The sequence below is a fragment of the Janthinobacterium sp. JC611 genome, assembly GCF_018682595.1.
Lineage (GTDB): Bacteria > Pseudomonadota > Gammaproteobacteria > Burkholderiales > Burkholderiaceae_D > Janthinobacterium.
The window spans coordinates 89,318-111,585 of record NZ_JAFLJN010000081.1 but is presented as its reverse complement, the minus strand read 5'-3'; the positions used below and the strand labels follow the sequence as shown (position 1 = coordinate 111,585).

The 22,268-nt window shown below is 66.8% G+C and carries 24 protein-coding genes; 21 read left to right on the top strand and 3 right to left on the bottom strand.

Translation table 11 applies throughout. The annotated features are described in order from the left end of the window. The first annotated feature begins 4 nt into the window (after window positions 1-4). The 21 genes from J0O65_RS25970 (at window position 5) to J0O65_RS25870 (ending at window position 19,031) form a co-directional block, all read left to right on the top strand. Window positions 5-976 (top strand): GGDEF domain-containing protein, encoded by a 972-nt coding sequence (locus J0O65_RS25970; RefSeq protein WP_215410011.1) that lies wholly within the window; start codon window positions 5-7, stop codon window positions 974-976. Between the two features lie 151 nt (window positions 977-1,127). After that, window positions 1,128-2,795: a sensor histidine kinase gene (locus tag J0O65_RS28320; RefSeq protein WP_215410010.1), complete on the top strand. Its 1,668-nt coding sequence runs from the start codon at window positions 1,128-1,130 to the stop codon at window positions 2,793-2,795. Then, window positions 2,792-3,493, top strand: coding sequence for a response regulator (locus J0O65_RS25960; protein ID WP_251373998.1), 702 nt, complete (start codon window positions 2,792-2,794; stop codon window positions 3,491-3,493). Before J0O65_RS28320 ends, J0O65_RS25960 begins: the two co-directional genes overlap by 4 nt. A 255-nt stretch (window positions 3,494-3,748) precedes the next feature. Next, window positions 3,749-3,895: a hypothetical protein gene (locus J0O65_RS25955; protein WP_215410009.1), complete on the top strand. Its 147-nt coding sequence runs from the start codon at window positions 3,749-3,751 to the stop codon at window positions 3,893-3,895. Window positions 3,896-3,971: 76 nt separating this feature from the next. Then, complete coding sequence (locus J0O65_RS25950; RefSeq protein ID WP_215410008.1) at window positions 3,972-4,142, top strand: Flp family type IVb pilin; 171 nt, start codon at window positions 3,972-3,974, stop codon at window positions 4,140-4,142. A gap of 95 nt (window positions 4,143-4,237) precedes the next feature. Further along, window positions 4,238-4,411 carry a Flp family type IVb pilin gene (locus tag J0O65_RS25945; protein WP_215410007.1) on the top strand — a complete coding sequence of 58 codons (174 nt, stop codon included), beginning with the start codon at window positions 4,238-4,240 and terminating at the stop codon, window positions 4,409-4,411. Next, window positions 4,408-5,478, top strand: a complete 1,071-nt coding sequence (locus tag J0O65_RS25940; protein ID WP_215410006.1) for a phosphatase PAP2 family protein — start codon at window positions 4,408-4,410, stop codon at window positions 5,476-5,478. Before J0O65_RS25945 ends, J0O65_RS25940 begins: the two co-directional genes overlap by 4 nt. Then, window positions 5,475-6,062 (top strand): A24 family peptidase, encoded by a 588-nt coding sequence (locus J0O65_RS25935; protein WP_215410005.1) that lies wholly within the window; start codon window positions 5,475-5,477, stop codon window positions 6,060-6,062. Before J0O65_RS25940 ends, J0O65_RS25935 begins: the two co-directional genes overlap by 4 nt. A gap of 40 nt (window positions 6,063-6,102) precedes the next feature. After that, the gene (locus J0O65_RS25930; protein ID WP_215410004.1) at window positions 6,103-6,723 is read left to right on the top strand and encodes a methyltransferase family protein; all 621 of its coding nucleotides are present in this window, start codon (window positions 6,103-6,105) and stop codon (window positions 6,721-6,723) included. A gap of 33 nt (window positions 6,724-6,756) precedes the next feature. Then, window positions 6,757-8,103 (top strand): DUF8689 domain-containing protein, encoded by a 1,347-nt coding sequence (locus J0O65_RS25925; RefSeq protein ID WP_215410003.1) that lies wholly within the window; start codon window positions 6,757-6,759, stop codon window positions 8,101-8,103. Next, window positions 8,100-8,948, top strand: a complete 849-nt coding sequence (gene cpaB, locus J0O65_RS25920; RefSeq protein WP_215410002.1) for a Flp pilus assembly protein CpaB — start codon at window positions 8,100-8,102, stop codon at window positions 8,946-8,948. Before J0O65_RS25925 ends, cpaB begins: the two co-directional genes overlap by 4 nt. Before the next feature lie 22 nt (window positions 8,949-8,970). Continuing rightward, complete coding sequence (locus J0O65_RS25915; protein WP_215410001.1) at window positions 8,971-10,572, top strand: type II and III secretion system protein family protein; 1,602 nt, start codon at window positions 8,971-8,973, stop codon at window positions 10,570-10,572. A 9-nt stretch (window positions 10,573-10,581) separates the two neighbouring features. Continuing rightward, window positions 10,582-10,869, top strand: a complete 288-nt coding sequence (locus tag J0O65_RS25910) for a hypothetical protein (RefSeq protein WP_215410000.1) — start codon at window positions 10,582-10,584, stop codon at window positions 10,867-10,869. A 46-nt stretch (window positions 10,870-10,915) separates the two neighbouring features. Beyond that, complete coding sequence (locus tag J0O65_RS25905) at window positions 10,916-12,463, top strand: pilus assembly protein TadG-related protein (protein WP_215409999.1); 1,548 nt, start codon at window positions 10,916-10,918, stop codon at window positions 12,461-12,463. A gap of 7 nt (window positions 12,464-12,470) precedes the next feature. Further along, window positions 12,471-12,938 carry a TadE family protein gene (locus J0O65_RS25900; RefSeq protein WP_215409998.1) on the top strand — a complete coding sequence of 156 codons (468 nt, stop codon included), beginning with the start codon at window positions 12,471-12,473 and terminating at the stop codon, window positions 12,936-12,938. A gap of 10 nt (window positions 12,939-12,948) precedes the next feature. Then, on the top strand, window positions 12,949-13,467 hold the full coding sequence (locus tag J0O65_RS25895) for a TadE/TadG family type IV pilus assembly protein (protein WP_215409997.1): 519 nt from the start codon (window positions 12,949-12,951) through the stop codon (window positions 13,465-13,467). Window positions 13,468-13,489: 22 nt separating this feature from the next. Then, the gene (locus J0O65_RS25890) at window positions 13,490-14,641 is read left to right on the top strand and encodes a CpaE/TadZ family protein (protein WP_215409996.1); all 1,152 of its coding nucleotides are present in this window, start codon (window positions 13,490-13,492) and stop codon (window positions 14,639-14,641) included. A gap of 37 nt (window positions 14,642-14,678) precedes the next feature. Then, entirely contained in the window at window positions 14,679-16,046 is a 1,368-nt protein-coding gene (locus J0O65_RS25885; protein WP_215409995.1) for a TadA family conjugal transfer-associated ATPase, read from the top strand. A gap of 10 nt (window positions 16,047-16,056) precedes the next feature. Next, window positions 16,057-17,031 (top strand): type II secretion system F family protein, encoded by a 975-nt coding sequence (locus J0O65_RS25880; RefSeq protein ID WP_215409994.1) that lies wholly within the window; start codon window positions 16,057-16,059, stop codon window positions 17,029-17,031. Window positions 17,032-17,050: 19 nt separating this feature from the next. Further along, on the top strand, window positions 17,051-18,001 hold the full coding sequence (locus J0O65_RS25875; RefSeq protein WP_215409993.1) for a type II secretion system F family protein: 951 nt from the start codon (window positions 17,051-17,053) through the stop codon (window positions 17,999-18,001). Window positions 18,002-18,014: 13 nt separating this feature from the next. Beyond that, the gene (locus J0O65_RS25870) at window positions 18,015-19,031 is read left to right on the top strand and encodes a LytR C-terminal domain-containing protein (RefSeq protein ID WP_215409992.1); all 1,017 of its coding nucleotides are present in this window, start codon (window positions 18,015-18,017) and stop codon (window positions 19,029-19,031) included. 8 nt (window positions 19,032-19,039) lie between these two features. On the opposite strand, the gene J0O65_RS25865 is transcribed toward J0O65_RS25870, so the two are convergent. The 3 genes from J0O65_RS25865 to edd form a co-directional block, all read right to left on the bottom strand. After that, entirely contained in the window at window positions 19,040-19,552 is a 513-nt protein-coding gene (locus J0O65_RS25865; protein ID WP_215409991.1) for a Rhs element Vgr protein, read from the bottom strand. Window positions 19,553-19,615: 63 nt separating this feature from the next. Beyond that, entirely contained in the window at window positions 19,616-20,245 is a 630-nt protein-coding gene (gene eda / locus J0O65_RS25860) for a bifunctional 4-hydroxy-2-oxoglutarate aldolase/2-dehydro-3-deoxy-phosphogluconate aldolase (protein WP_215409990.1), read from the bottom strand. A 3-nt stretch (window positions 20,246-20,248) separates the two neighbouring features. Beyond that, complete coding sequence (gene edd / locus J0O65_RS25855) at window positions 20,249-22,162, bottom strand: phosphogluconate dehydratase (protein WP_215409989.1); 1,914 nt, start codon at window positions 22,160-22,162, stop codon at window positions 20,249-20,251. Window positions 22,163-22,268 lie beyond the last annotated feature (106 nt).

Genomic DNA, 22,268 nt, shown 5'->3' with positions numbered 1-22,268 from the left:
GATCATGCCCGATGCCTTACACCGACTCGCCCTGCTCGAGAGCATACTCGGCGCCGTGAACCTGGGCGCCATCGTGCTCGACGAGCGGCACCGCATCGTGCTGTGGAATCACTGGATGGCGCGCCATTCGGCCCGCCAGGCCGACACCGTGCTGGGCCAGGATTTTTTCGCCGTCTTTCCGGACATGCGGCACAAGCGCATCGATTCGGCCATCACCCAGGCCCTGCGCGACAATTTCCAGTCGCTGCTGTCGCAAACGCTGCACAAGGCGCCGTTTGCGCTGTACACGCATGGCGCGGCCACGGGCGGCAACGATGGCGAGGAACGCATGCAGCAAGCGATCGCCGTCACGCCCATCAATTTACCCGGCGCGCCGCGCCACTGCCTGATCCAGATCAATGACGTCACCATCGCCGTGGGGCGCGAAAAACTGCTGCGCGAGCAGACCATGGTCTTGCGCTCGCAAACCTTTTCCGACGGCTTGACGGGCATCGCCAACCGCCGCCACTTCGACGTGGCGATCGAGAAGGAAATGCGGCGCGCCACGCGCACCAGCAGCCCGCTGTCGCTGCTGATGATCGATATCGACCATTTCAAGGATTACAACGACCATTACGGCCACCAGCAGGGCGATGATTGCCTGATCCGCGTCGCGGCCGAGCTGGCCGCCATGCTGCAGCGCCCCACCGACCTGCTGGCCCGCTATGGCGGCGAAGAGTTTGCCGCCATCCTGCCCGACACGGACGCGGCGCAGGCGCTGCGCATGGCCGAGGCGATCCGCCGGCACACGGCCGGCCTGCGCATTGCGCACGCCAAGACGGGCAACGAGGTCAAGCACGTCACGGTCAGCATCGGCATCGCCACCCAACAACCGCAGCAGCAGCTGGCCATCTCCGCCCTGATCGGCGCCGCCGACCGCGCCCTGTACCTGGCCAAGGGCGCCGGGCGCAACCGCGTGATGGTGCAACCGCCATAAAAAAAGCAACGCAGGGAAAAGGATTCCAGTAGACATCTTTACGGCGGATGCGTAGACTCGTAGCTGATTGCAGCAACAACAACAAGAATTTGTCTGTGGTATCTATCCCTGCGCATGGCCCCCTCCATGCGGGACATGGCCAGGAGCGCTTGTGAATCTCGATCCTCCCCTCAGATCCGGCTTGCCGGGTGCCGGCATGGATACGACCATGGTGAACGGCATGCGCCTGCTGCTGTCGAGCGCCACCTTGCTGACCCTGTTCATCGACCCCGAAAGCGCCGGCAAGCTGAGCAAGATCACCTGGCTGATCTTTTCCGCCTACACCATGCACAGCCTGCTGCTCTACGTGCTGGCCGTGCTGGGCTTGAGCCTGCCGCAGGACATCTTGCTGTACTGGCTGGACGTGGCCTGGTATGCGCTGATCGTCTTTTCCACCAGCAGCCACAACAATTTATTCTTCCTGTTTTTTTTCTTTGCCATCCTGACCTCGTCGTTCCAGCGGGGCTTCGAGGAGGGCGCGCGCGTGACCCTGGCCTCGGCCGGCCTGTTCGCCGCCACCGCCCTGTTCGGCGAAACGGGGGCGGAACTGTCGCGCCTGCTGCTGCGCACCACCTTCCTGCTGGCGCTCGGCTACATGATCGCCTATTGGGGCGGCTCGGCCATCACGCAGCGCAGCCACCTGGCGCTGCTGCGCGATGTCAGCCAGTTGTCCAATCCCCGCTTCGGCGTCGACCAGACCATCACCTCGGTGCTGGAAAAGACCCGCAGTTATTTCAACGGCCGCAGTTGCCTGCTGATCATGCAGGACAAGGGCACGCGGGTCTGGTCGCTGCGCAGCGTGATTCAAACGGGCACGGGCGTCGTGCATACCAGTTCGCTGCTCAGCGACGACGCGGCCAGCCCCCTGCTCGCTTTCCCGCTCGATAAAATCGCCCTGTACAACCAGCCCGCCGGCCGCTGGCTGCCATGGACAGGCGGCGCGCGCATGCTTGAGCCCGACAGCGGGCGCTGGCTGCGGCATGACGACGCGGCAGGCGCCCGCCTGGCCGAACTGCTCGAAGCGCACGCCTTCATCAGCGCGCCGCTGCCCTTGCGCAATGGCAAAGGCCGCATCTTTATCGTGTCCGCCACCAGCATGAGCAAGACGGATGCCCTGTTTCTCAGCCATATAGGCGCGCAGGCGTTTCCCGTCATTGAAAACATCGATCTGCTCGACCGCCTGGCGTCGCAGGCGGCCTCGCGCGAGCGCGAAAAGATCGCGCGCGACCTGCATGACACGGCCGTGCAGCCGTACATCGGCCTGCGCCATGGCCTGGCCGCCCTGCGCAACGAAGCCACGCCGGGCAACCCGCTGCTGCCCGAGCTGGAAAAACTGATCATCATGTCGGGCCAGGTGATCGCCGACCTGCGCAGCTACGCGCGCACCTTCAAGAACGGCCAGGTGCAAAGCGAGCCGGAACTGCTGGTCGCGCTGCGCCGCCAGGCCACGCAGATCCGCGAATTCTATGGCATCGACATCGCCCTGCATATCGAAGGCGACCTGCACATCAACGACCGCCTGGCGGCCGAGGTGTTCCAGATCGTCAACGAAGGCATGAGCAATATCCGCAAGCATACGTCGGCGCGCCACGGCGCCGTCAAGCTGACCTGCGTGCAGGGCGCGCTGCACATCAGCATCGACAACGAATGCGCCGCCACGCACGTGCCCGACTTCCTGCCCGACTCGCTGGCCGAGCGGGCCGCCGCCCTGGGCGGCACGGCCCGCGTCACGCATGGCATGCTGGGCAACACCTCCGTACAGATCGAGATCCCCATATGAATGACAACCGCCACATGCCAGCGCCCAGCCATGTCATCAGCGTCATGCTGGTGGACGATCACAAGACCATGCTGTGGGGCCTTGAGCGGCTGATCGGCGGCGAGCACTCGGGCATGCGCGTGCTCGCCACGGCGTCCGACAGCGCCGAGGCGCTGGAGCAGGCGAAGGCGCTGCAACCGGATGTGATCGTGCTGGACCTGGACCTGGGCGGCATCAGCTCGCTGGCCATCCTGCCCGCACTGGCGCAGTGCGGCAACACGCGCGTGCTGGTGCTGACGGCCAGCCACGACCAGGCCATCCTGGACCAGGCGGTGCTGAAAGGCGCACGCGGCATCGTCAGCAAGGATGCGCCGGCGGAGATGGTGCTGAAGGCCATCGAGAAGGTGTACCAGGGCGAGCTGTGGCTGGAACACGCGATGCTGGGACGCATGCTGACGCAGCTGACCCAGCCCGGCGGCGGCTCGGCGCAAGCCATCGCCATCGCCAGCCTGACGATGAAGGAAAGAAAAGTCATCGCCGCGCTGGTGCAAGGCAGCGGCACGCCGGCCAAGCTGCTGGCGGACCAGCTGTTCATCTCCGAACACACCTTGCGCAATCACCTGACGTCGATCTACCGCAAGCTGGGCGTGTATAACCGCCTGGAACTGTACGCCTACGCCACCAAGCACCAGCTGGGCCAATTGCCGCCCGGCGCCTGACACGCCCCCACCGCGCGGCCACCGCACGGCCGCGCCTGCCTCTCCCCCCTCCCCTCCCGCATCGCTCGCCAGCCACCGGCATGGCCGTCGCCCCCCGTGCGTCGAACTCGACCATGACAATTGTCACGAAAAAAACAAGCAGTTCCTCCTTGCAATAAAAGGATGTTCTTCTGATGTAGATCAAGCTGGCAAATTCTATAGTGGTGTTACCGGAGTGCAGATTACCGCGCAGCCCACCACGACACGGAGCACAGCATGCGCCTTGACAAGTTTCTTCCGACAGCCCTGATCACCTATTTGCAGGGCAAGGAAAAGGCCGCGTTCTACCGCTATGCCCTGGTGGCGGCCCTCATGGCGGTGATCTGCATCATCGGATTGCTGGCACTGGGCGAAAGCCCATGACGCCAGCGCAAAGCAGCAGCACAGTTGTCATGTCGTTTTATCCACCGTTGTACCTTAACCACCACCAGGAGTTGTCATGAACCTCATCAAAAACTTTATCCGCGAAGAAGATGGCGTCACCGCAATCGAATACGGCCTGATCGCCGCCCTGATCGCCGTCGTGATCATCGCCGCCATCACCATCGTCGGCACGCAGCTGAAAAAAACCTTCAGCACCATCGGCTCCAAACTCACCGCCGCAAACTGAGGCGGTGCTGTCCGGGCCGGCCCAGGCGCGGCCCGGACACCTTTTCCCCGCATCCCCGGCACGCCCACCTTGACGAACGCACAGCGAGGCCCATCGTGAAATCTTTCTTCAGCCGTTTATCCGACGAATCGGCAGTCACAGCAATCGAATACGCGCTGCTGGCGGGCCTGATCGCGGTCGTGCTGGTCATCACGATCACCGTGCTCGGCGACCAGGTCAAGCTGCTGTTTATCTATGTCAAGGACCAAGTGGTCCTGGCCCTGTCATGAACGCCCTGCGCGCCTCGCTGCGCACCCACCGCGCCCTGCTGCTGATCGTGCTGCCGTACGCCGCCGCGGCGACGCTGCTGGCCGGCGGCCTGCCCAGCATCCCGGACACCCTCAACGTGCTGGCCGGCTTCTTCGTCGCCATCCTCACGGGTCCCGTCTTCATCCTGTGCGGCTACACCATCCACGTCATGGTGATGCAACGTCCGCACCGCCTGTGCCACTATCTGTACCACGATCTGCGCCGCTACCTGAGCAACGAGCGCCTGCTGCACGCGCTGCCGGCCATGCTGCTGATCCCCGTCTTCGCCTCCAGCTTCACCGTCTTCAAGGGCGCCATCCCGCGCCTGCATCCCTACACCTGGGATACCACCCTGTCCGCCTGGGATGTCGCGCTGCATGGCGGCATGGCGCCATGGGAAAGGCTGCAGCCGCTGCTGGGCCACCCGCTGGTCACGGGCTTGCTCAACTTCAGCTACCACTTCTGGTTCTTCCTGTTCTACGCCATCCTGTACTGGCTCATCCTCGATACGCGCCGTCCGCTGCTGCGCATGCAGTTCCTGCTCAGCTTTGCCCTGACCTGGATCATTCTGGGCAGCGTCCTGGCCGTGCTGTTTGCCTCGGTCGGCCCCTGCTACTACGGCCACCTGCACAGCAGCGATCCGTATGCGCCGCTGATGGCCTACCTGCGCGACGCCAACCAGCACGTCCCTGTCTGGGCCCTGCAAGTGCAGGACCTGCTGTGGCAAGGTTATCAAAGCAAGGGGGCCAAAGGCGAACTGGGCATCTCCGCCATGCCCAGCATGCATGTGGCCACGGCCGTGCTGATGGCGATCATGGGCTGGAAAGTCAGCCGCGCCGCCGGGCTCTCCCTGTCCGCCTTCGCCGTGCTGATCCTGCTCGGCTCCATCCACCTGGGCTGGCACTATGCGCTCGACGGCTATGTGGGCGCGGCCGGCGCGGCGCTGGTGTGGCATCTGGTGGGACGGTTGCTGGGCAGCCAGGCTGCGGCACCGGCCATGCACGTGGCCACGGTGCCCTGCATGAGCAAGGGAGGAGTGGCATCATGAACGCCCACCTGCCCATGCTGCTGTGCCTGGCAGTGCTGGCCAGCCTGCTCGCCGCCGCCCTGTGGCACGACCTGCGCACGCGCCGCATCCCCAACCGGCTGGTACTGTGGGGCACGCTGACGGGACTGATCCTGAACAGCTTCGTGCCGCCAGGTAACGGCCTGTTCGACGCCGCCTTCGGCGGCCTGGGACCGCTGCAGGCGCTGGCCGGCGCCGCCGCCGGACTGGCCCTGCTGCTGCCCATGCACCTGCTGCGCGCCCTGGGCGCCGGCGACGTCAAGCTGATGGCCATGTGCGGCGCCTTCCTCGGTCCCGACGCCGTGCTGGAAGCGGTGCTGCTGACCTTCCTGTGCGGCGGCGTGCTGGCCCTGGCCGCCGCGCTGGCAGGCCAGCGCCTGCGCCAGGTGCTGAAAAACACCTATCACATGATGCTGGGCGCGCTGCTGCACAGCCTGGCGGGCGGCGCCGCCACGATCGCCGAACCGCCGCCGGCCACCGGCAAGCTGGCCTACGCCTTCGCCATCGCCAGCGGCACCATGCTGCAGGTATTCCTGCATTACACCCACCTGTGGAGCCTGCGCTGAGAAGCGCCGCTCCGACAACCAGCCACCCCAGGACCCGACCATGCACACCTTCGCCACCCTCTGCCACTCCCGCTACGCCAGCCTGCTCACCAGCATCGCCATGGCCGGCCTGTGGACGTTCTTCGCCAGCGCCCATGTAGTGGGCTACCTGCACAGCGGCGACTGGAGCTATCTGCTGTTCTGCGCCGCCGAAACCCTGGCCGCCCTGTTCTTCATCGTGCGTTCGGCTCCCGTCAGCGTCTCCACCGATGCGGGCGACTGGCTGCTGGCCATCGGCGCCACCTTCGCCCCCTTCCTCTTCGCGCCATCCGACATGGCCATCTGGCCCGGCGCGCGCTACCTGCTGGCCGTCGGCAGCCTGCTGCAGATCGCCGGACTGCTGTCGCTCAACCGCAGCTTCGGCCTGGTGGCGGCGCAGCGCGAGATCAAGACGGGCGGCGTCTACCGCGTCATCCGCCATCCGCTGTATGCCAGCTACCTGATTTCCCTGAGCGGCTACCTGCTGGCCAATACCTCGCCCGCCAACACCGTCACCTATGTGGCGACGATCTCGATGCTGGTGGCGCGCCTGCTGCGCGAAGAGCGTTTCCTGTCCACCGACGTGCGCTATCGCGTCTACATGCGCCAGGTGAAGTATCGCCTGCTGCCCTTCATCTTCTGATATCCGACCACCCGAGCAAGAGGAGCACTTATCATGCCTGACACTTATCCAGAACGCAGCGACGGCGGCGGCGTCGAGCCGGCGCTCAAACGCGCGCCACGCACGGTCGAGGAAACGGGATTGCCCTTCCTGTTCCTGGTCGAACTGCTGGTCAAGATACTCTTCCTGCGCGGCCAGATCGGCCTGCCCGCCCTGTCGACGCACGTGAAACTGGGCGCCGGCGTGCTCGAACCGCTGCTCACCTTCATGCGCGCCGAAAAACTGTGCGAAGCGCGCCGCAACGGCGGCAGCGGCACCGACGCCGACCTGTACTACATGCTGGGCGACCAGGGCCGCCTGCGCGCCGCCGAGTACATGCGCCGCAATGCCTACAGCGGTCCCGCCCCCGTCACGCTGGCCGACTACAGCAACCAGGTGCTGGCGCAAAGCGTGGCGGACATGCATGTCACCCGCGACGACGTGCAGCGCGAATTCCGCGACGTGGTGGCCAGTTCGGCCGTGCTCGACCAGTTGGGCGCGGCCATGAATTCCGGGCGCGCCCTGTTCTTCCACGGCCCCGCCGGCAGCGGCAAGAGCTACCTGGCCGAGCGCCTGAACGGCCTGCTCAGCGGCGCCATCGCCCTGCCGCATGCCGTGATGGTCGACGGCGAAGTGCTGCCCTTCCTCGATCCCATGCTGCACACCCTGTCGCGCAGCGGCCCCGTGCCGTCCGATCCCCGCTGGGTGCGCGCCGAGCGCCCCGCCGTGCTGACGGGCGGCGAACTGACGCTCGACATGCTCGACCTGCAATTCGACCAGGGCACCCGCCTGTACCAGGCGCCGCCGCACCTGAAGGCCAACAACGGCATCTTCATCATCGACGACCTGGGCCGCCAGCGCTGCTCGCCCGTGGAGCTGATGAACCGCTGGATCGTGCCGATGGCGCGCCACGTCGATTACCTGTCGCTGCACACGGGCTACAAGTTCCCCGTGCCCTTCGACGTCATCGTCGTGTTTTCCTCGAACCTGGCGCCGCAGCACCTGGCCGACGACTCCTTCCTGCGCCGCATCGGCTACAAGATCCACGTGGGACCGCTGAGCGCCTACCACTACCTGGCCGTGTTCCGCAGCACCTGCGCCCAGCTGGGCATCAATTTCGACGAAGCCGCGTACACCTACCTGCTGCACCTGCACAGCCAGTACGGACGGCCCTTGCTGGCCTGCTACCCGCGCGACATCCTGGCGCAGGTGTGCGACCAGGCGCGCTATGAAGACCACGCGGCGCAGCTGTCGCCGGAAGTACTGCTGTGGGCATGGAAAAACTATTTCGGCAGCGATGACGATCTTGCAAGCACACATAACGGACCGGCAGCGGTCCAGCACAAAGGGGAAGCAAAATGAGAAACGCACGCGCACTGACGATGATGGCCATCGCGGTCATCCTGGCGTTCGCCGCGGTCATCGTGGCCGCGCGCTGGATCAATGCCCAAGCCTCGGGCAACATCAACAAGGTGGCCGTGGCCCAGGTCGACATCAGCCTGGGCGCGCGCATCTCGCCCGACATGGTGCGCATGGTCGACTGGCCATCGAACGCGCTGCCGCCGGGCGCCATCAATGATCCGAAACTGCTGGAAACGCGCGTCACGCGCACCAGCATCCAGCACGGCGAACCGATCATGGAAGGCAAGCTGGCGCCTCCCGGCACGCAAGGCGGCCTGTCGGCCGTCGTCGCCGAGGGCAAGCGCGCCATGACCGTGCGCGTCAACGATGTGGTGGGCGTGGCCGGCTTCGCCCTGCCTGGCAACTTCGTCGACATCCTCGTCAACACCCAGGGCGAAGGGGCGCGCAAGACGCCGGACCGCGATCCGAATATTTCCAAGATCGTGCTCGAACGCATCCTCGTGCTGGCCATCGCCCAGGAATCGAACCGCGACGACACCAAGCCCAAGGTGGTCAACGCCGTGACCCTGGAGCTGACGCCGGAACAGGCGGAAAAACTCGACCTGGCGCGCAGCGTGGGCACCCTGTCGCTGGTGCTGCGCAATCAGATCGAGGACAAGCCGGTCAACACGGAGGGCGCCACCAAGAGCAGCCTGCTCGATGAAAAAGTCGCCGCAGCCGCCCCCGCCGCCACGGCGCAGCCCAAGCCTGCCCCGCGCCGCCGCGTCGTCACGGCTCCGGCGCCGCAAGCGGGCACCCGCGTCGATGTCATCAAGGGGCTGGAACGCAGCTCCCAACAATTCTAACCTGCACCAGAGGAGTCATGCCATGAGCACATATTGCACAGCAAGCGAAAGCCGGGTACTCAGCCTGGCGCTTGCCCTCGCCATGATCGGCGCCCTGGCGCCCCAGGCACGCGGCGAACCCGTCGCCGCTGCCGCCACCGCCGCTGCCGCCGATACCGGCAACGCCAGGAGCGGCCGGGCCGCCGCCCGCCCCAAGGCCACGCCGCCGCAAAGCGAATCGCGCGCCGGCCGCACCGAGATGGCGCCGCAAATGAGCCTGGCCGAGGGCAAGTCCACCCTGATGCGCCTGCCGTTCGCCGCCAGCCGCATGTCCGTCGGCGACCCGCGCATCGCCGACGTCATCCTGCTCAATCCGACCGAGGTCTATCTGCTGGGACGCTCCGTCGGCACCACCAACCTGATCCTGTGGAACAAGAGCAATGACGCCACCATCATCGACCTGGCCGTCGGCATCGACAGCAGCAGCCTGCAGGCACGCATGGCCGAGCTGCTGCCGAACGAGAAGATCAACGTCACGGTGGCGGGCGACACCCTGATCCTGTCGGGCATGGTCAGCGATGTCGTCAAGGCCGAGCAGGCCCTGTCGCTGGCGAATGCCTACGTGCAGCGCAGCGCCCGCAGCGGCGGCGCCGCCTCCGGCGCCACGCCAGCCGCAGGCGCAGGCGCGGCCGCTCCCGCCCCCGCCGCCGCGCCGGATGCGGCCATGCCGCGCGTGATCAACCTGCTGTCGATCGCCGCGCCGCAGCAGGTGATGCTGGAAGTGAAGGTGGCCGAAGTGTCGAAGGTGCTGGTGGACCAGCTGGGCGCCAGCCTGGGCATCAACAAGACCATCGGCAGCTGGTCGTATTCGCTGCTGTCCAGTCTGCTCAGCAACAATCCCAGCGGCTTGAGCGGCGCCAGCAAGAACAACTTCTTCAACCTCGACGCGCAAAAACGCGATGGCTTGATCAAGGTGCTGGCCGAACCGAACATCATGGCCATCAGCGGCCAGGAGGCGAGCTTCCTGGCCGGCGGCAAGATCTTCATTCCCGTCAGCCAGACCAACAATGGCGGCGTGCCCACCATCACGCTGGAGGAGAAGGAGTTCGGCGTGGCCGTGAAATTCACCCCCACCGTGCTCGATGGCGGACGCATCAACCTGAAGGTGGCGCCGGAAGTGTCGGACCTGAACAAGGACGGCATCGGCATCACCGCCACCGGCATCTCGGCCACGGCCGTGCTGCCCTCGTTCACGACGCGGCGCGCCACCACCACGGTGCAGCTGTTCGACGGCCAGAGCTTCGCCATCGGCGGCCTGATCAAGAACAACGTGACCAGCAATATCAAGGCCCTGCCAGGCCTGGGCGAAGTGCCCGTGCTGGGCGCCCTGTTCCGCAGCACGGACTTCCAGACGGACCGCTCGGAACTGGTCTTCATCATCACGCCGCACCTGGTCAAGCCGCTGCCGGCCGACTACAAGCTGCCCACCGACGGCTACATCCAGCCGACGCGCGGCGACATGTTCATGCAGGGAAAAATGGAAGGCGACGCACCGGTCCCCGCCGCGGCGCCGGCACCATCGGCCCCCATGCAGCCGCAAGCGGCCGCGCCCCAGCCCGCTCCCGCCGGCTTCGACCTCAAATAGGAGAACACCATGAAAACCGCCCATTGCCTGCCTTGCGCCCCCCTGCTGTCGCTGCTGTCGCTGCTGGCCGGCTGCGCCGCCACCACCACGCCCGTGCTCGATTCGCACTTCGGCGAATCGGTGGCCCTGCTCAAGGCGCAGCAGATCATGTATCCGGACGCCTACCGCAATGCCAACCCCGTCAGCGGCATCGACGGCAAGGCCGGCGCCAGCGCCTACCAGCGCTACCAGAAATCGTTCGCGGCGCCGGAACCGCAACCGAATGTCTTCACCATCGGCGTGGGCGGACGCCAGTAGGCGCCAGTCCCGCGACGCACTTCCCCCAGGCCATCAGGAGACCGCCATGAACACCGCATTCCGCAGGCACGACAAGCAGCAGGGCGCGATCGCCATCGTGCTGGGACTGACCCTGGTGGTGCTGTTTGCCATGGGCGGCCTGGTGCTGGACCTGGGCCACCTGTACATCGCCAAGACGGAGCTGCAGAACGGCGCCGACAGCGCCGCCCTGGCCGGCGCCGTGGAACTCAATCAGAGCGCGGCCGGCATCGACAATGCGCAGGCCAAGGCCATCGCCATCGCGCAAAAGAACCGCTACGACTTTTCCACCCCCCTGACCATCACGGCCGCCAACATCAGCTTCGGCCCCAGTCCTGACGGCCCCTGGTCGTCCGGCGCCAGCGCCCGCACCAGTCCGCAAGGCCAGACCTTCATCCGCGTCGACACGGGCAGCAAGACCTTCGCCACCTACCTGATGGGCATCGCCGGCATCGCCAGCACCAGCACCTCGGGCGTGGCCGTGGCGGGCCGCTTCGTCAACGACGTCACGCCGATCGGCGTGTGCGCCGTCGACCCGGCCAACAAGACGGCGCAATACACATATCCGGCCGCGCCGGCCGGCACCGGCCTGACGGAACTGGTGGAATTCGGCTTTCGCCGCGGCGTCACCTACAACCTGTTCGGCCTCAATCCGCTGGGCGGCCCGTCCGATCCCTACCTGATCAACCCGGTCGATGCCCCGCCCGGCAGCTGCAGCGCCTCGCATTCGAGCGCCAGCGCCACCGCGCCGTTCATGTGCACGGGCAGCAGCGCCGTCATCACCAGCGGCACGGGCCAGGTCTACACCAACACGGGCATGACGGCCTCGCTGGCCGCCTCGCTCAACTCGCGCTTTGACGACTATTCCTCGCCCTCCGTGTGCGACCCCGTGTCGGCGCCGCCCGATACCAACATCAAGCAATACCCATGCGTGGGCGCCGCGTCGCCGTGCGCCGCCAGCGCCGCCAACTCGCCGCCCACCGGCTGGATGCAGCCAGGCGCCAGCACCCTGCCCAGCCAGCAGTCGGTCAGCCTGGCTGGCAGCAAGCCGAACTACCGCCTGCCGCCGACCTTCACGACGCCCGTGACGGCGGCCCAGGCGCAGTTCGCCGGCTACGGCGTGCTGTGGTCGTACGGCCCCGCCTACCAAAGCAATGGCGCCACGCCAGCCAAGGCCGGCGCGGCCTACAGCGTCGCGGACGCCAACGCCAATCCCATGTACAGCACGGCCAAGGCGAACTACTTCGACACGGCCAGCTATCCCGTCAGCGCGGGCGCCTCCTTCCCCGTCGGCACGCCGCCGTCGCCGTACAACCAGACCAGCGGCCCGACGTTCCAGGCGCCTTCGGTGGCCCATCCGGGCCAGCGCAACCGGCGCATCCTGAACGTGGTGCTGGTCGACTGCCGCACGGCGCCCGTGGGACCGTCCTCCTGCGGCACCATGAATGCGGTGGGCATCGGCAAATTCTTCATGACGATGAAGGCCGATTTCAGCGGCGGCACCAAGCGCCTCGACGTCGAGTTCGCGGGCCTGATCGAGCCCGTGCCGAATTCCGAAATCAAACTCTACAAGTGAGGCGGCCATGCGTACCCCCAACTCCCCTCTCCGGCAGCGCGGCGGCGCCGCCGTCGAATTCGGCATCGTGCTGGCCTTGCTGGTGACCCTGCTGGCCGGCATCTTCGGCTTCGGCCGCGCCTTCTGGTACTACGACGCGCTGACCAAGGCCACGCGCGACGCGGCGCGCAACATGTCCGTCAAGGCCAAGGCCGGCATCGCCTCGCAGGGCGTGCCGGCGGCCAGGCAGACGGTGGTCGATGCGGCCACCAGCGCCGGCATCGGCGACTTCACCACGGCCAACGTGACGGTCACCTGCCTGGACGCGAGCTTCAACGACAGCAGTTGCACCGATGGCACGGCGCCGGGCGGCATCCGCGTCGAAGTCGTCAACTACACGCTGTCGGTGGGCCAGTATCTGCCCTTCGTGATCGGCGCGGCCAGCACCTATGCCACGCCGCTCGCACCGCGCACCACCATGCGCTACATGCTGTAAGGAGAACGCCATGCGCCACCGCCTTCCACCCGCCCCCCGGACTGGCCGCCAGCGCGGCGCCGCCGCCGTCGAATTCGCCCTGGTGGCGCTGCTGTTTTTCACCCTGTTGTTCGGCATCCTCGAATTCGGCCGCCTGCTGTACCTGTACAACACGGTGCAGGAAGTGAGCCGCCGCGCCGCGCGCGAAGCGGTGGTGCGCTGGATCGACCAGACCGACACCGTCAAGACGCTGGCCCTGTTCGGCGGCACGGCCCTGCCGGCAGCACCCGAAGTCACGGCCGCGAACATCACCATCCGCTACCTGAACAAGAGCGGCGCCGAGGTGACCTTGCCGCCGCTCGATCCGGGCGACAACCTGTCGGCCTGCGGCGACAACACGCGCACGGCCAGCTGCATCGACAGCGTGCGCGTATCGATCGACAACGTCAGCTACACGCCGATGGTCAGCCTGTTCGGTTTCCTGAACATCGCCCTGCCCGCCTCGGTCGTGGTCATGCACGCCGAAAGCCTGGGCTTCCAGATCAACTGAACGCCTTTACCGGGAGTACCAAGTGAATATCGTCATCGTCTCGAAGAATGAAGCCCAGCTCAAGCGGCTTACCCGCCTGCTGCGCGAACGCAGCGCGGCCGACCGCGTCGCCCTGCTGGCGAGCATACCGGATGTCTTTGACAACGGCGTCACGCCGGACCTGCTGCTGCTGGAGCAGGAGCATATCGGCGAGGACGAGCTGGAACGGCTGGAGCTGCTGGGCGGCCGCCATCCGAACCTGGCCATCATCGTGCAATGTCCGCAGCAAAGCCCGCAATTCCTGCTGCGCTCGATGCGCGCCGGCGTGCGCGAAGTGCTGCCGCCGGACGACGACGCGGCCCTGTTTGCCGCCTTGCGCCGCATCGAGGACAAGCTGCAAAAGCAGGTCACGCGCAAGGGCCAGGTGCTGGCCTTCGTCTCGTGCAAGGGCGGCAGCGGCGCCACCTTCATCGCCGCCAACCTCGGCTACGCGCTGGCCGCCGGCGAGCAGCGCAAGGTGGCGCTGTTCGACCTGAACCTGCAGTTCGGCGACGCCGCCCTGTTCGTCTCGGACCACAAGCCGGCCACCACCCTGTCGCAGCTGTCGCAGCAGATCGTGCGTCTCGACGCCTCGCTGCTCAGCGCCAGCATGATCCAGATCACGCCCGCCTACAGCGTGCTGGCCGCCGCCGACGATCCCGCCCATGCGGCCGACGTCGAAGCCGAGCATATCGACCGGCTGCTGACCCTGGCGCGCAGCCAGTACGACTACATCCTGCTCGACGTGGGACGCGGCCTCGATGCCGTCAGCGTGCGCGCGCTGGACCGGGCCGACCTGATCTTCCCCGTGCTGCAGGCAACGTTGCCGTACGTGCGCGACGGCAAGCGCCTGCTCGACGTGTTCCGCGGCCTCGGCTACCGCGAAGACAAGATCCGCCTGATCCTGAACCGCTATGCCAGCAGCGACAGCATCCGCGTGGCCGACCTGGAGGCGGCATATGGCAAGCACGTCTACAAGTCCATCCCCAACCACTACGAGGGCGTGGCGGCCTCCGTCAGCCAAGGCGTGCCCATCCTCAAGCTGGCGCCCCACAATCCCGTCTCGCGCGCGCTGCAGGAACTGGCCGCCAGCCTGGCCGGCGAAACCCCGCCCGCCGCGCAAGGCTGGGTGGCGCGGCTGCTGGCGCGCACCTGAGGCGCCAACCAGATACCCCATTCACCGGAGACCGACCATGACTGCCGAAAAACTCACCCTGCGGGACCGCCTGGGCTATGCCCAGGATGACGCCAGCCTGAACGACGATGCCGCGCACCAGGGCGCAGCCAGCCAGAGCTACCAGCAACTCAAGCACCGCACGCACCAGGCGCTGCTCGACCGCGTCGACCTGGAAGGCATGCAGCGCCTGTCGCGCGAACAGATCCGCGAAGAACTCAAGCTCCTCGTCAGCGACGTGCTCACGGAGGACAATGTCGTGATCAACGAGCTGGAACGGCGCTCGCTGATCCGCGACATCCAGGACGAGGTGCTTGGCTTCGGCCCGCTCGAACCGCTGCTGGCCGATCCCGGCGTGTCCGATATCCTCGTCAACACCTACCGCCAGGTGTACGTCGAGCGCCATGGCCGCCTGGAGCTGAGCGACGTCTGCTTCACCGACGACGCCCACCTGATGAAGATCATCGACAAGATCGTCTCGCGCGTGGGCCGGCGCATCGACGAATCGAGCCCCATGGTCGATGCGCGCCTGCCCGACGGCTCGCGCGTGAACGCCATCATCCCGCCGCTGGCCATCGACGGCCCCGTGATGTCGATCCGGCGCTTCTCGGCCCAGCCCCTGCGCCTGGCCGACCTGATGCTCAAGCACAGCCTGACGGAAGAAATGAGCACCACCCTGCAGGCGCTGGGCAAGGCCAAGGTCAATATCCTGATCTCGGGCGGCACGGGCAGCGGCAAGACCACCATGCTCAATGCGATTTCCGGTTTCATCAGCACGGCCGAACGCATCGTCACCATCGAGGACGCGGCCGAGCTGCAGATGCAGCAGCCGCACGTGGTGCGCCTGGAAACGCGGCCCGCGAACATCGAGGGCAAGGGAGAAGTGACGCAGCGCGCGCTGGTGCGCAACGCGCTGCGCATGCGCCCGGACCGCATCATCCTGGGCGAGGTGCGCGGCGCCGAGGCGCTCGACATGCTGGGCGCCATGAACACGGGCCATGAAGGCTCGATGGCCACCATCCACGCCAACACCCCGCGCGACGCGCTGACGCGGCTGGAAAACATGATCAGCATGGCCTCGGCGGGCCTGCCCGTGAAGGCCATGCGCCAGCAGATCAGCTCCGCCATCAGCGTGGTGGTGCAGGTGGCACGCCTGACGGACGGCAAGCGCAAGATCATTTCGATCCAGGAAATCACGGGCATGGAGGGCGAGATGATCACCATGCAGGAAATCTTCACCTTCCGCCAGACGGGCATCGGCGAGGATGGCACGGTGCAGGGACATTTCCATGCCAGCGGCGTGCGGCCGCATTTCCTCGAACGCCTGCGCGCCTTCGGCATCAGCCTGCCGGAAACCCTGTTCGATCCCGCCCGCCAGTACCATTAAGGGGAGCATCATGGACTATCTCTATTACGTATTCGCCATCCTCACCTTCATCGCCGTGGTGCTGCTGATCGAGGGCCTGTACCTGGCATGGAACACCTCGCGCGGCCCGGAAGCGGAAAGGGTGGCGCGCCGCCTGCGCATCATGTCGGCCGGCGCGCATGGCGACGCGGGCAGCTCGATGATCAAGAAGCGCCTGCTCAGCGACACCCCGGCGCTGCAGCGCGTGCTGCTCAGCGTGCCCCGCGTGCATGCGCTCGACCGCCTGCTGGAACAGTCGGGCCTGAGCTGGAGCGTGGCCAGCTTCGCCGGCGTGATGCTGGCCTCGGCCGGCGCCGCGTTTTTGCTGTTCAGCTACTTCAGCGTGCCGTGGCTGCTGCGCCTGCCGCTGGTGGCCGGCGCGGCCCTGCTGCCGCTGCTGGTGGTCTTGCGCGCCAAGGCCAAGCGCCTGCAGCGCATCGAACAGCAATTGCCCGATGCGCTGGACCTGATGGCGCGCGCCCTGCGCGCCGGCCACGCCTTCCCCACCGCCCTGAAAATGGTCGGCGATGAAATGAACGCGCCGCTGGCCGTGGAATTTCGCGCCACCTTCGACGAAGTCAATTTCGGCATCGCCATGCAGGACGCCCTGATGAACCTGGCCACGCGCGTGCCCAGCACGGACTTGCGCTATTTCGTCATCGCCGTGCTGATCCAGCGGGAAACGGGCGGCAACCTGGCCGAGCTGCTCGACAGCATCAGCCGCATCATCCGCGAGCGCATCAAGCTGCTGGGACAGGTGCGCGTGCTGTCGGCCGAAGGCAAGCTGTCGGCCTGGATCCTGTCGCTGCTGCCCTTCGGCGCGGCGGCCATGATCCAGCTGACCAATCCGCAGTTCCTGGAAATGCTGTTCGTCGATCCGGGCGGACGCAAGATGCTCGTCGGCGCCCTGCTGCTGATGGTGTGCGGCGTCCTGGTCATGCGCAATATCATCCGCATCCGCGTCTGATTCCGCTAGGAGAACCCTCATGAATCCCGTGCATATCGCCTTTCTCGCCCTGCTCTTCATCGCCGTCTTCGGCACCGTGCTGGTGGCCATGCGCAGCTTTGCCCCCGATCCCTTGCGCCAGCGCATGGACAACGCCACCGGCAAGAGCGCGGCGGCGCCCGGCGCATCGTCCGCGCCCAGCCCCTGGCTGGCGCGCATGGTACGCCTGAGCGGCCCGCTGGCCAAACTGTCGCTGCCCGACCAGGGCTGGGAAGGCTCCGTGATGCGCCGGCGCTTCATGAATGCCGGCCTGCGCCAGGCGTCGGCGCCCATCCTGTTCTTTTCCGCCAAGACCATGCTGGCCATCGGCCTGCCCCTGCTGCTGTTCCTGGGACTGAGCGCCTCGGGCAGCCAGATGGCCGGCAAGGCGCTGCTGTTCTGGCTGCTGATCGTGGCCGCCGTCGGCTACTACCTGCCCAACTTTGTCCTGCAGCAAATGATCAAGCGGCGCCAGCGCGATATCTTCGAAAGCTTTCCCGATGCCCTGGACTTGATGACGGTATGCGTGGAAGCGGGCCTGGCCATGGATGCGGCGCTGGCCCGCGTGGCGGCGGAAATCGCCCTGAAAAGCGCCGTGCTGGCCGAGGAACTGCATCTGGTGATGCTGGAACTGCGCGCCGGCAATACCAAGGAGCGGGCGCTGCGCAACCTGGCACTACGCACGGGCGTCGAGGATGTCGACGCGCTGGTGGCCATGCTGATCCAGGCCGAGCGCTTCGGCACCAGCATCGCCGCCTCGCTGCGCGTGCAGTCGGACCAGCTGCGCACCAAGCGGCGCCAGATGGCCGAGGAAGAAGCGGCAAAGATCGCCCTCAAGCTGCTGTTCCCGCTGATCTTCTTCATCTTCCCTTCGCTGCTGGTCGTCCTGATGGGACCAGCCTTCCTGCAAATCTACCGCGTGCTCCTGCCCAGCATGGGCAGCGGCAACTGATGGGAGAACCGCCATGTCACAGTCCACCACCCTGATGTTCATGCTGGCCTGCGCCGGCCTGCTGCCCGCATGCGGCCACCTGCCCGGCCCGGCCAGCCAGGGCAATCTTGCCGCGCCGGCCCAGGCGCGCAACGATGACAGTCGCGCCACCCGCACGGCCGCTTTCTGCAAGCTGGGCAAGCGCCTGCAGGCACTGGGAGACGCGCGCGCGGCGCTGGCCGCCTACCGTGAAGCCCTGCTGCTTGAGCCCGACTCGCCCGATGCGCGCAATGGCGCCGCCGTGCTGCACGCGCAGCTGGGCCAGCTGGAGACGGCGCGCAGCATGCTGCAGGCGCTGGCGCAGGAAGCGCCGACGGCCAGGACGTACAACAACCTCGGCTACGTGCTGTACCTGCAGGGAGAGTATGCGCAGGCGGCGAGCGTGCTGCGCCAGTCGCTGCAGCTCGACAACGGCCAGCAGCCGGCGCGCGCCAACCTGGAACTGGCCATCGCGGCGCTGGCGCGCAGCATCGGCACCGTCGACGTCACCGCGCAAGCCATCGTGCCCGACCTGGCGCCGGCGCCCGCGCCAACGGTCCCGTCCAGCCGTTTGCAGCTGACGCGCTTGCAGCCGAATATCTTCGCGCTGAGCTGGCGCGACGCTCCCGTGGCGCTGCACGCCGCCTTGCCGGTGCTGGCAAAACCGGTGGCGCCGGCGGCGCCGCTGCCGCGGCTGGAAGTCATCAACGGCAACGGCGCAACGGGCATGGCGGCGCGCATGCGCGGCATGCTGGGCGGCATGGGCATCAGCGTGCTACGGCTGGGCAACCAGCGGCCGTACGGTGTCCAGGCCAGCAACATCATCTACCGTCCCGGCCATGCGCAGGCGGCCGCCGCCCTGGCCCTGGCCCTGGGCGGCATGCCGCAGCTGCAAGCGGCGGACGACGGCGGCATCGGCGCGGGCGCCGACCTGCGTCTATTGCTGGGCAAGGATGCGGCGGCCAGCCTGCGCGCGCCGGACGTGCGCCTGGCGTCGAACACGCCTCCGTGACGCAGGCGTCAGCGCGGCAGCAGGCGGCGGTCGGCGGGGTCGAGCAGGAAGCCTTGCAGGATCTCCTGCAGCTGCGGCAGCTTCGCCACGTGGGCGGGAATGCCCAGCTGGCGCGCGCCGAAATAGTGGGCGATGATGTCGCCCTGCTGCTCCATGTTGAAATCGGACAGGACGCCGCCGGCCTGCGCATCGTAGCGGTAGGCGCGCTGCCGGAGGTAGCCGCCGCACAGCGCCAGCAGCGCGCCATGCAGCAGCACGCTGTAGCCGAGCTGGTACTGCCACACGTGCACCATCTCGTGAATGAAGAACAGCTTGCCGCCGTTGCCTTCGCGGGAAAAATCGTCGCGGTACTGGGCCGGCATGAAATGCAGGCTGCCGCGCGGCGTCATCGCCGTGTTCTGGTCCTGCAAGCCGAACGGGAGGAAGGAGCCGCGCACGACGCGCACGCGCGCGTAGTCGATGGCGTCCTGAAAGACGCTGCGGGCCATGGCGGTTTCGCCGATGGTGAGGGGGCGGCGCAAGATGCGCATAAAGAATAGGGAGGAAAGCGCGGCAGGCATGCAAGCCTGCCGCGCAGATACCGCTTAAACCAGGCGCAGGCCGCTGGCTGCCTTGGCGATTTCCGTGATGCGGTCCCAGTTGCCGGCCGCGATCGCGTCTTTCGGCGTCAGCCACGAGCCGCCCACGCAGGCGACGTTCTTGCACGCCAGGAACTGCGACGCCGTCTCTTGCGAGATGCCGCCCGTCGGGCAGAAGGTGATGTCCGGCAGCGGGCCGTAGATCGCGTTGAGCATGCCGATGCCGCCCGCCGGCACGGCCGGGAACAGTTTCAGCTGCTGGAAGCCGTTCTCACGCGCCGCCATCACTTCGCCCGGCGTCATCACGCCCGGCAACAGGGGCAGGCCGCTGCTTTTCGCCGCCGCCACCAGGGCCGGCGTCAGGCCTGGCGAGACGCCGAAGACGGCGCCCGCGTCGCGCGCCTGGGCGAATTCCTCGGGACGGGTCAGCGTACCGACGCCGACGATGGCGCCCGGCACGGCCGACATGGCGCGGATCGCTTCCAGGCCGTGCCTGGTGCGCAGGGTGACTTCCAGCACGCGGATGCCGCCCGCCACCAGCGCGCGCGCCAGCGGTACGGCATGTTCAGGATCGTCGATCGCAATCACGGGGATCACGCTCGAGGTGCGCATAATTTCCAGTAGTGTCATGGTCATCTCTTATTTCCTAGCCAAAAAGTCTTCATCGGAACCCGGTACGGTATCACCGACATTGTCGGCGTCGTGCAAGGCGACGGTGGTGGGAATCGGCGACGGCAGGCCGAAGGTGGTGGCACCCTCTTCCGCCGCGCTGACGGTGGAACGGAACATGGAAAACAGCTCGCGGCCCATGCCGACGTGGTTCGGCGACAAATCGGCCGTGACCAGCGAACGGGCGTGCCAGACGTCGGCCGGCACCAGCGCCTCGAGCACGCCGGTGAAGGCGTCGAGGCGGATGATGTCGCCGTCGCGCACCAGGCCCAGCGGGCCGCCGGCGAGGATTTCAGGCGAGACGTGGATGGCGGCCGGCACCTTGCCCGACGCGCCCGACATGCGGCCATCGGTGACCAGCGCCACGTGGCGGCCCGCATCCTGCAGGTTGGCCAGCGCCGGGGTCAGCGCATGCAGTTCCGGCATGCCGTTGGCGCGCGGGCCCTGGAAGCGCAGCACGGCGACGAAGTCGCGGTCCAGCGATCCCGCCTTGTAGGCGGCCATGAAATCTTCCTGCGAATTGAACACCAGCGCCGGCGCTTCCACCGTGCGGTGCTGCGGCTTGACGGCCGAGACCTTCATCACGGCGCGGCCCAGGTTGCCCGCGACGAGGACCATGCCGCCGTCCGGTGCGAACGGGTTCGACGCGGGGCGCAGCACGTTCTCGTCGGCGCTGGCGGCCGGCGCGTCTTTCCAGAAGACCTTGCCGTCTTCGCCGAGGAACGGCTCCATGCAGTGCGCGCGCAAGCCGTGGCCCAGGATGGTGTTGACGTCGTCGTGCAGCAAGCCCGCGTCCAGCAGTTCGCGGATCAGGTAACCGGTGCCGCCGGCCGCGTGGAAATGGTTCACGTCGGCGTCGCCGTTCGGGTAGATGCGCGTGAGCATCGGCACGATGGCCGACAGTTCATTGAAATCGTTCCAGTCGATGACGATGCCGGCCGCCTTGGCGATGGCCACCAGGTGCAGGGTGTGGTTGGTCGAGCCGCCCGTGGCCAGCAAGCCCACGACGGCGTTGACGATACATTTCTCGTCGACGATATGGCCGACCGGCAAGTAGCTGCCGCTTTGGGCCGTGATGACGGCGGCGCGCTGGGCGGCCGCCTTGGTCAGCGCATCGCGCAGCGGGGTGTTCGGCGTGATGAAGGCGGCGCCCGGCAAGTGCAGGCCCATCACTTCCATCAGCATCTGGTTGCTGTTCGCGGTACCGTAGAAGGTACAGGTGCCGGCGCCGTGGTAGGCTTTCGACTCGCCTTCGAGCAAGTCTTCGCGCGTCGCCTTGCCTTGCGCATACAGCTGGCGCACCTTGGCTTTTTCCTGGTTCGACAAACCGGAGGTCATCGGACCGGCCGGCACGAAGACGGCCGGCAAGTGGCCGAAATGCAGCGCGCCGATCAGCAGGCCCGGCACGATCTTGTCGCACACGCCCAGGTACAGGGCGGCATCGAACATATTGTGCGACAGCGCCACGGCCGTCGACATGGCGATGGTGTCGCGCGAGAACAGCGACAGTTCCATGCCGGGCTGGCCTTGCGTCACGCCATCGCACATGGCGGGCACGCCGCCGGCGAACTGGGCCACGGCACCCACTTCGCGCACGGCTTGCTTGATGAGCTGCGGGAAGCCTTCGAAGGGCTGGTGCGCCGACAGCATGTCGTTGTACGAGGACACGATGGCCACGGACGGCTTCTTGTATTCCTTCAGCGACAGCTTGTCGTTGGCGGGAAAGGCGGCAAAGCCGTGCGCCAGGTTGGTGCACGACAGGGCGCCGCGCTGCACGCCCTGGATGCGGGCCGCATCCAGATGCGCCAGATAGGCGCCGCGCGATGGCCGGCTGCGCGCGATGATGCGCGCTGTTACGGATTCGACTACTGGATGCAGCGCCATATGGATTTCCTTAAAAATGAGTATTTCGTGAAATTTTACTACAAAATGATGAAGAGGAAGCACTCTTGCATGGGCCGACAACACAAATAAGCCACGGATTGCGCCT

Bases quoted from the DNA above. Each gene is read 5' to 3' on its own strand.
- J0O65_RS25970 (WP_215410011.1), top strand. From the start codon at position 5: ATGCCCGATGCCTTACACCGACTCGCCCTGCTCGAGAGCATACTCGGC.
- J0O65_RS25960 (WP_251373998.1), top strand. From the start codon at position 2,792: ATGAATGACAACCGCCACATGCCAGCGCCCAGCCATGTCATCAGCGTC.
- J0O65_RS25955 (WP_215410009.1), top strand. From the start codon at position 3,749: ATGCGCCTTGACAAGTTTCTTCCGACAGCCCTGATCACCTATTTGCAG.
- J0O65_RS25950 (WP_215410008.1), top strand. From the start codon at position 3,972: ATGAACCTCATCAAAAACTTTATCCGCGAAGAAGATGGCGTCACCGCA.
- J0O65_RS25940 (WP_215410006.1), top strand. From the start codon at position 4,408: ATGAACGCCCTGCGCGCCTCGCTGCGCACCCACCGCGCCCTGCTGCTG.
- J0O65_RS25935 (WP_215410005.1), top strand. From the start codon at position 5,475: ATGAACGCCCACCTGCCCATGCTGCTGTGCCTGGCAGTGCTGGCCAGC.
- J0O65_RS25930 (WP_215410004.1), top strand. From the start codon at position 6,103: ATGCACACCTTCGCCACCCTCTGCCACTCCCGCTACGCCAGCCTGCTC.
- J0O65_RS25925 (WP_215410003.1), top strand. From the start codon at position 6,757: ATGCCTGACACTTATCCAGAACGCAGCGACGGCGGCGGCGTCGAGCCG.
- cpaB (WP_215410002.1), top strand. From the start codon at position 8,100: ATGAGAAACGCACGCGCACTGACGATGATGGCCATCGCGGTCATCCTG.
- J0O65_RS25915 (WP_215410001.1), top strand. From the start codon at position 8,971: ATGAGCACATATTGCACAGCAAGCGAAAGCCGGGTACTCAGCCTGGCG.
- J0O65_RS25910 (WP_215410000.1), top strand. From the start codon at position 10,582: ATGAAAACCGCCCATTGCCTGCCTTGCGCCCCCCTGCTGTCGCTGCTG.
- J0O65_RS25905 (WP_215409999.1), top strand. From the start codon at position 10,916: ATGAACACCGCATTCCGCAGGCACGACAAGCAGCAGGGCGCGATCGCC.
- J0O65_RS25900 (WP_215409998.1), top strand. From the start codon at position 12,471: ATGCGTACCCCCAACTCCCCTCTCCGGCAGCGCGGCGGCGCCGCCGTC.
- J0O65_RS25895 (WP_215409997.1), top strand. From the start codon at position 12,949: ATGCGCCACCGCCTTCCACCCGCCCCCCGGACTGGCCGCCAGCGCGGC.
- J0O65_RS25885 (WP_215409995.1), top strand. From the start codon at position 14,679: ATGACTGCCGAAAAACTCACCCTGCGGGACCGCCTGGGCTATGCCCAG.
- J0O65_RS25880 (WP_215409994.1), top strand. From the start codon at position 16,057: ATGGACTATCTCTATTACGTATTCGCCATCCTCACCTTCATCGCCGTG.
- J0O65_RS25875 (WP_215409993.1), top strand. From the start codon at position 17,051: ATGAATCCCGTGCATATCGCCTTTCTCGCCCTGCTCTTCATCGCCGTC.
- J0O65_RS25870 (WP_215409992.1), top strand. From the start codon at position 18,015: ATGTCACAGTCCACCACCCTGATGTTCATGCTGGCCTGCGCCGGCCTG.
- eda (WP_215409990.1), bottom strand. From the start codon at position 20,245: ATGACCATGACACTACTGGAAATTATGCGCACCTCGAGCGTGATCCCC.
- edd (WP_215409989.1), bottom strand. From the start codon at position 22,162: ATGGCGCTGCATCCAGTAGTCGAATCCGTAACAGCGCGCATCATCGCG.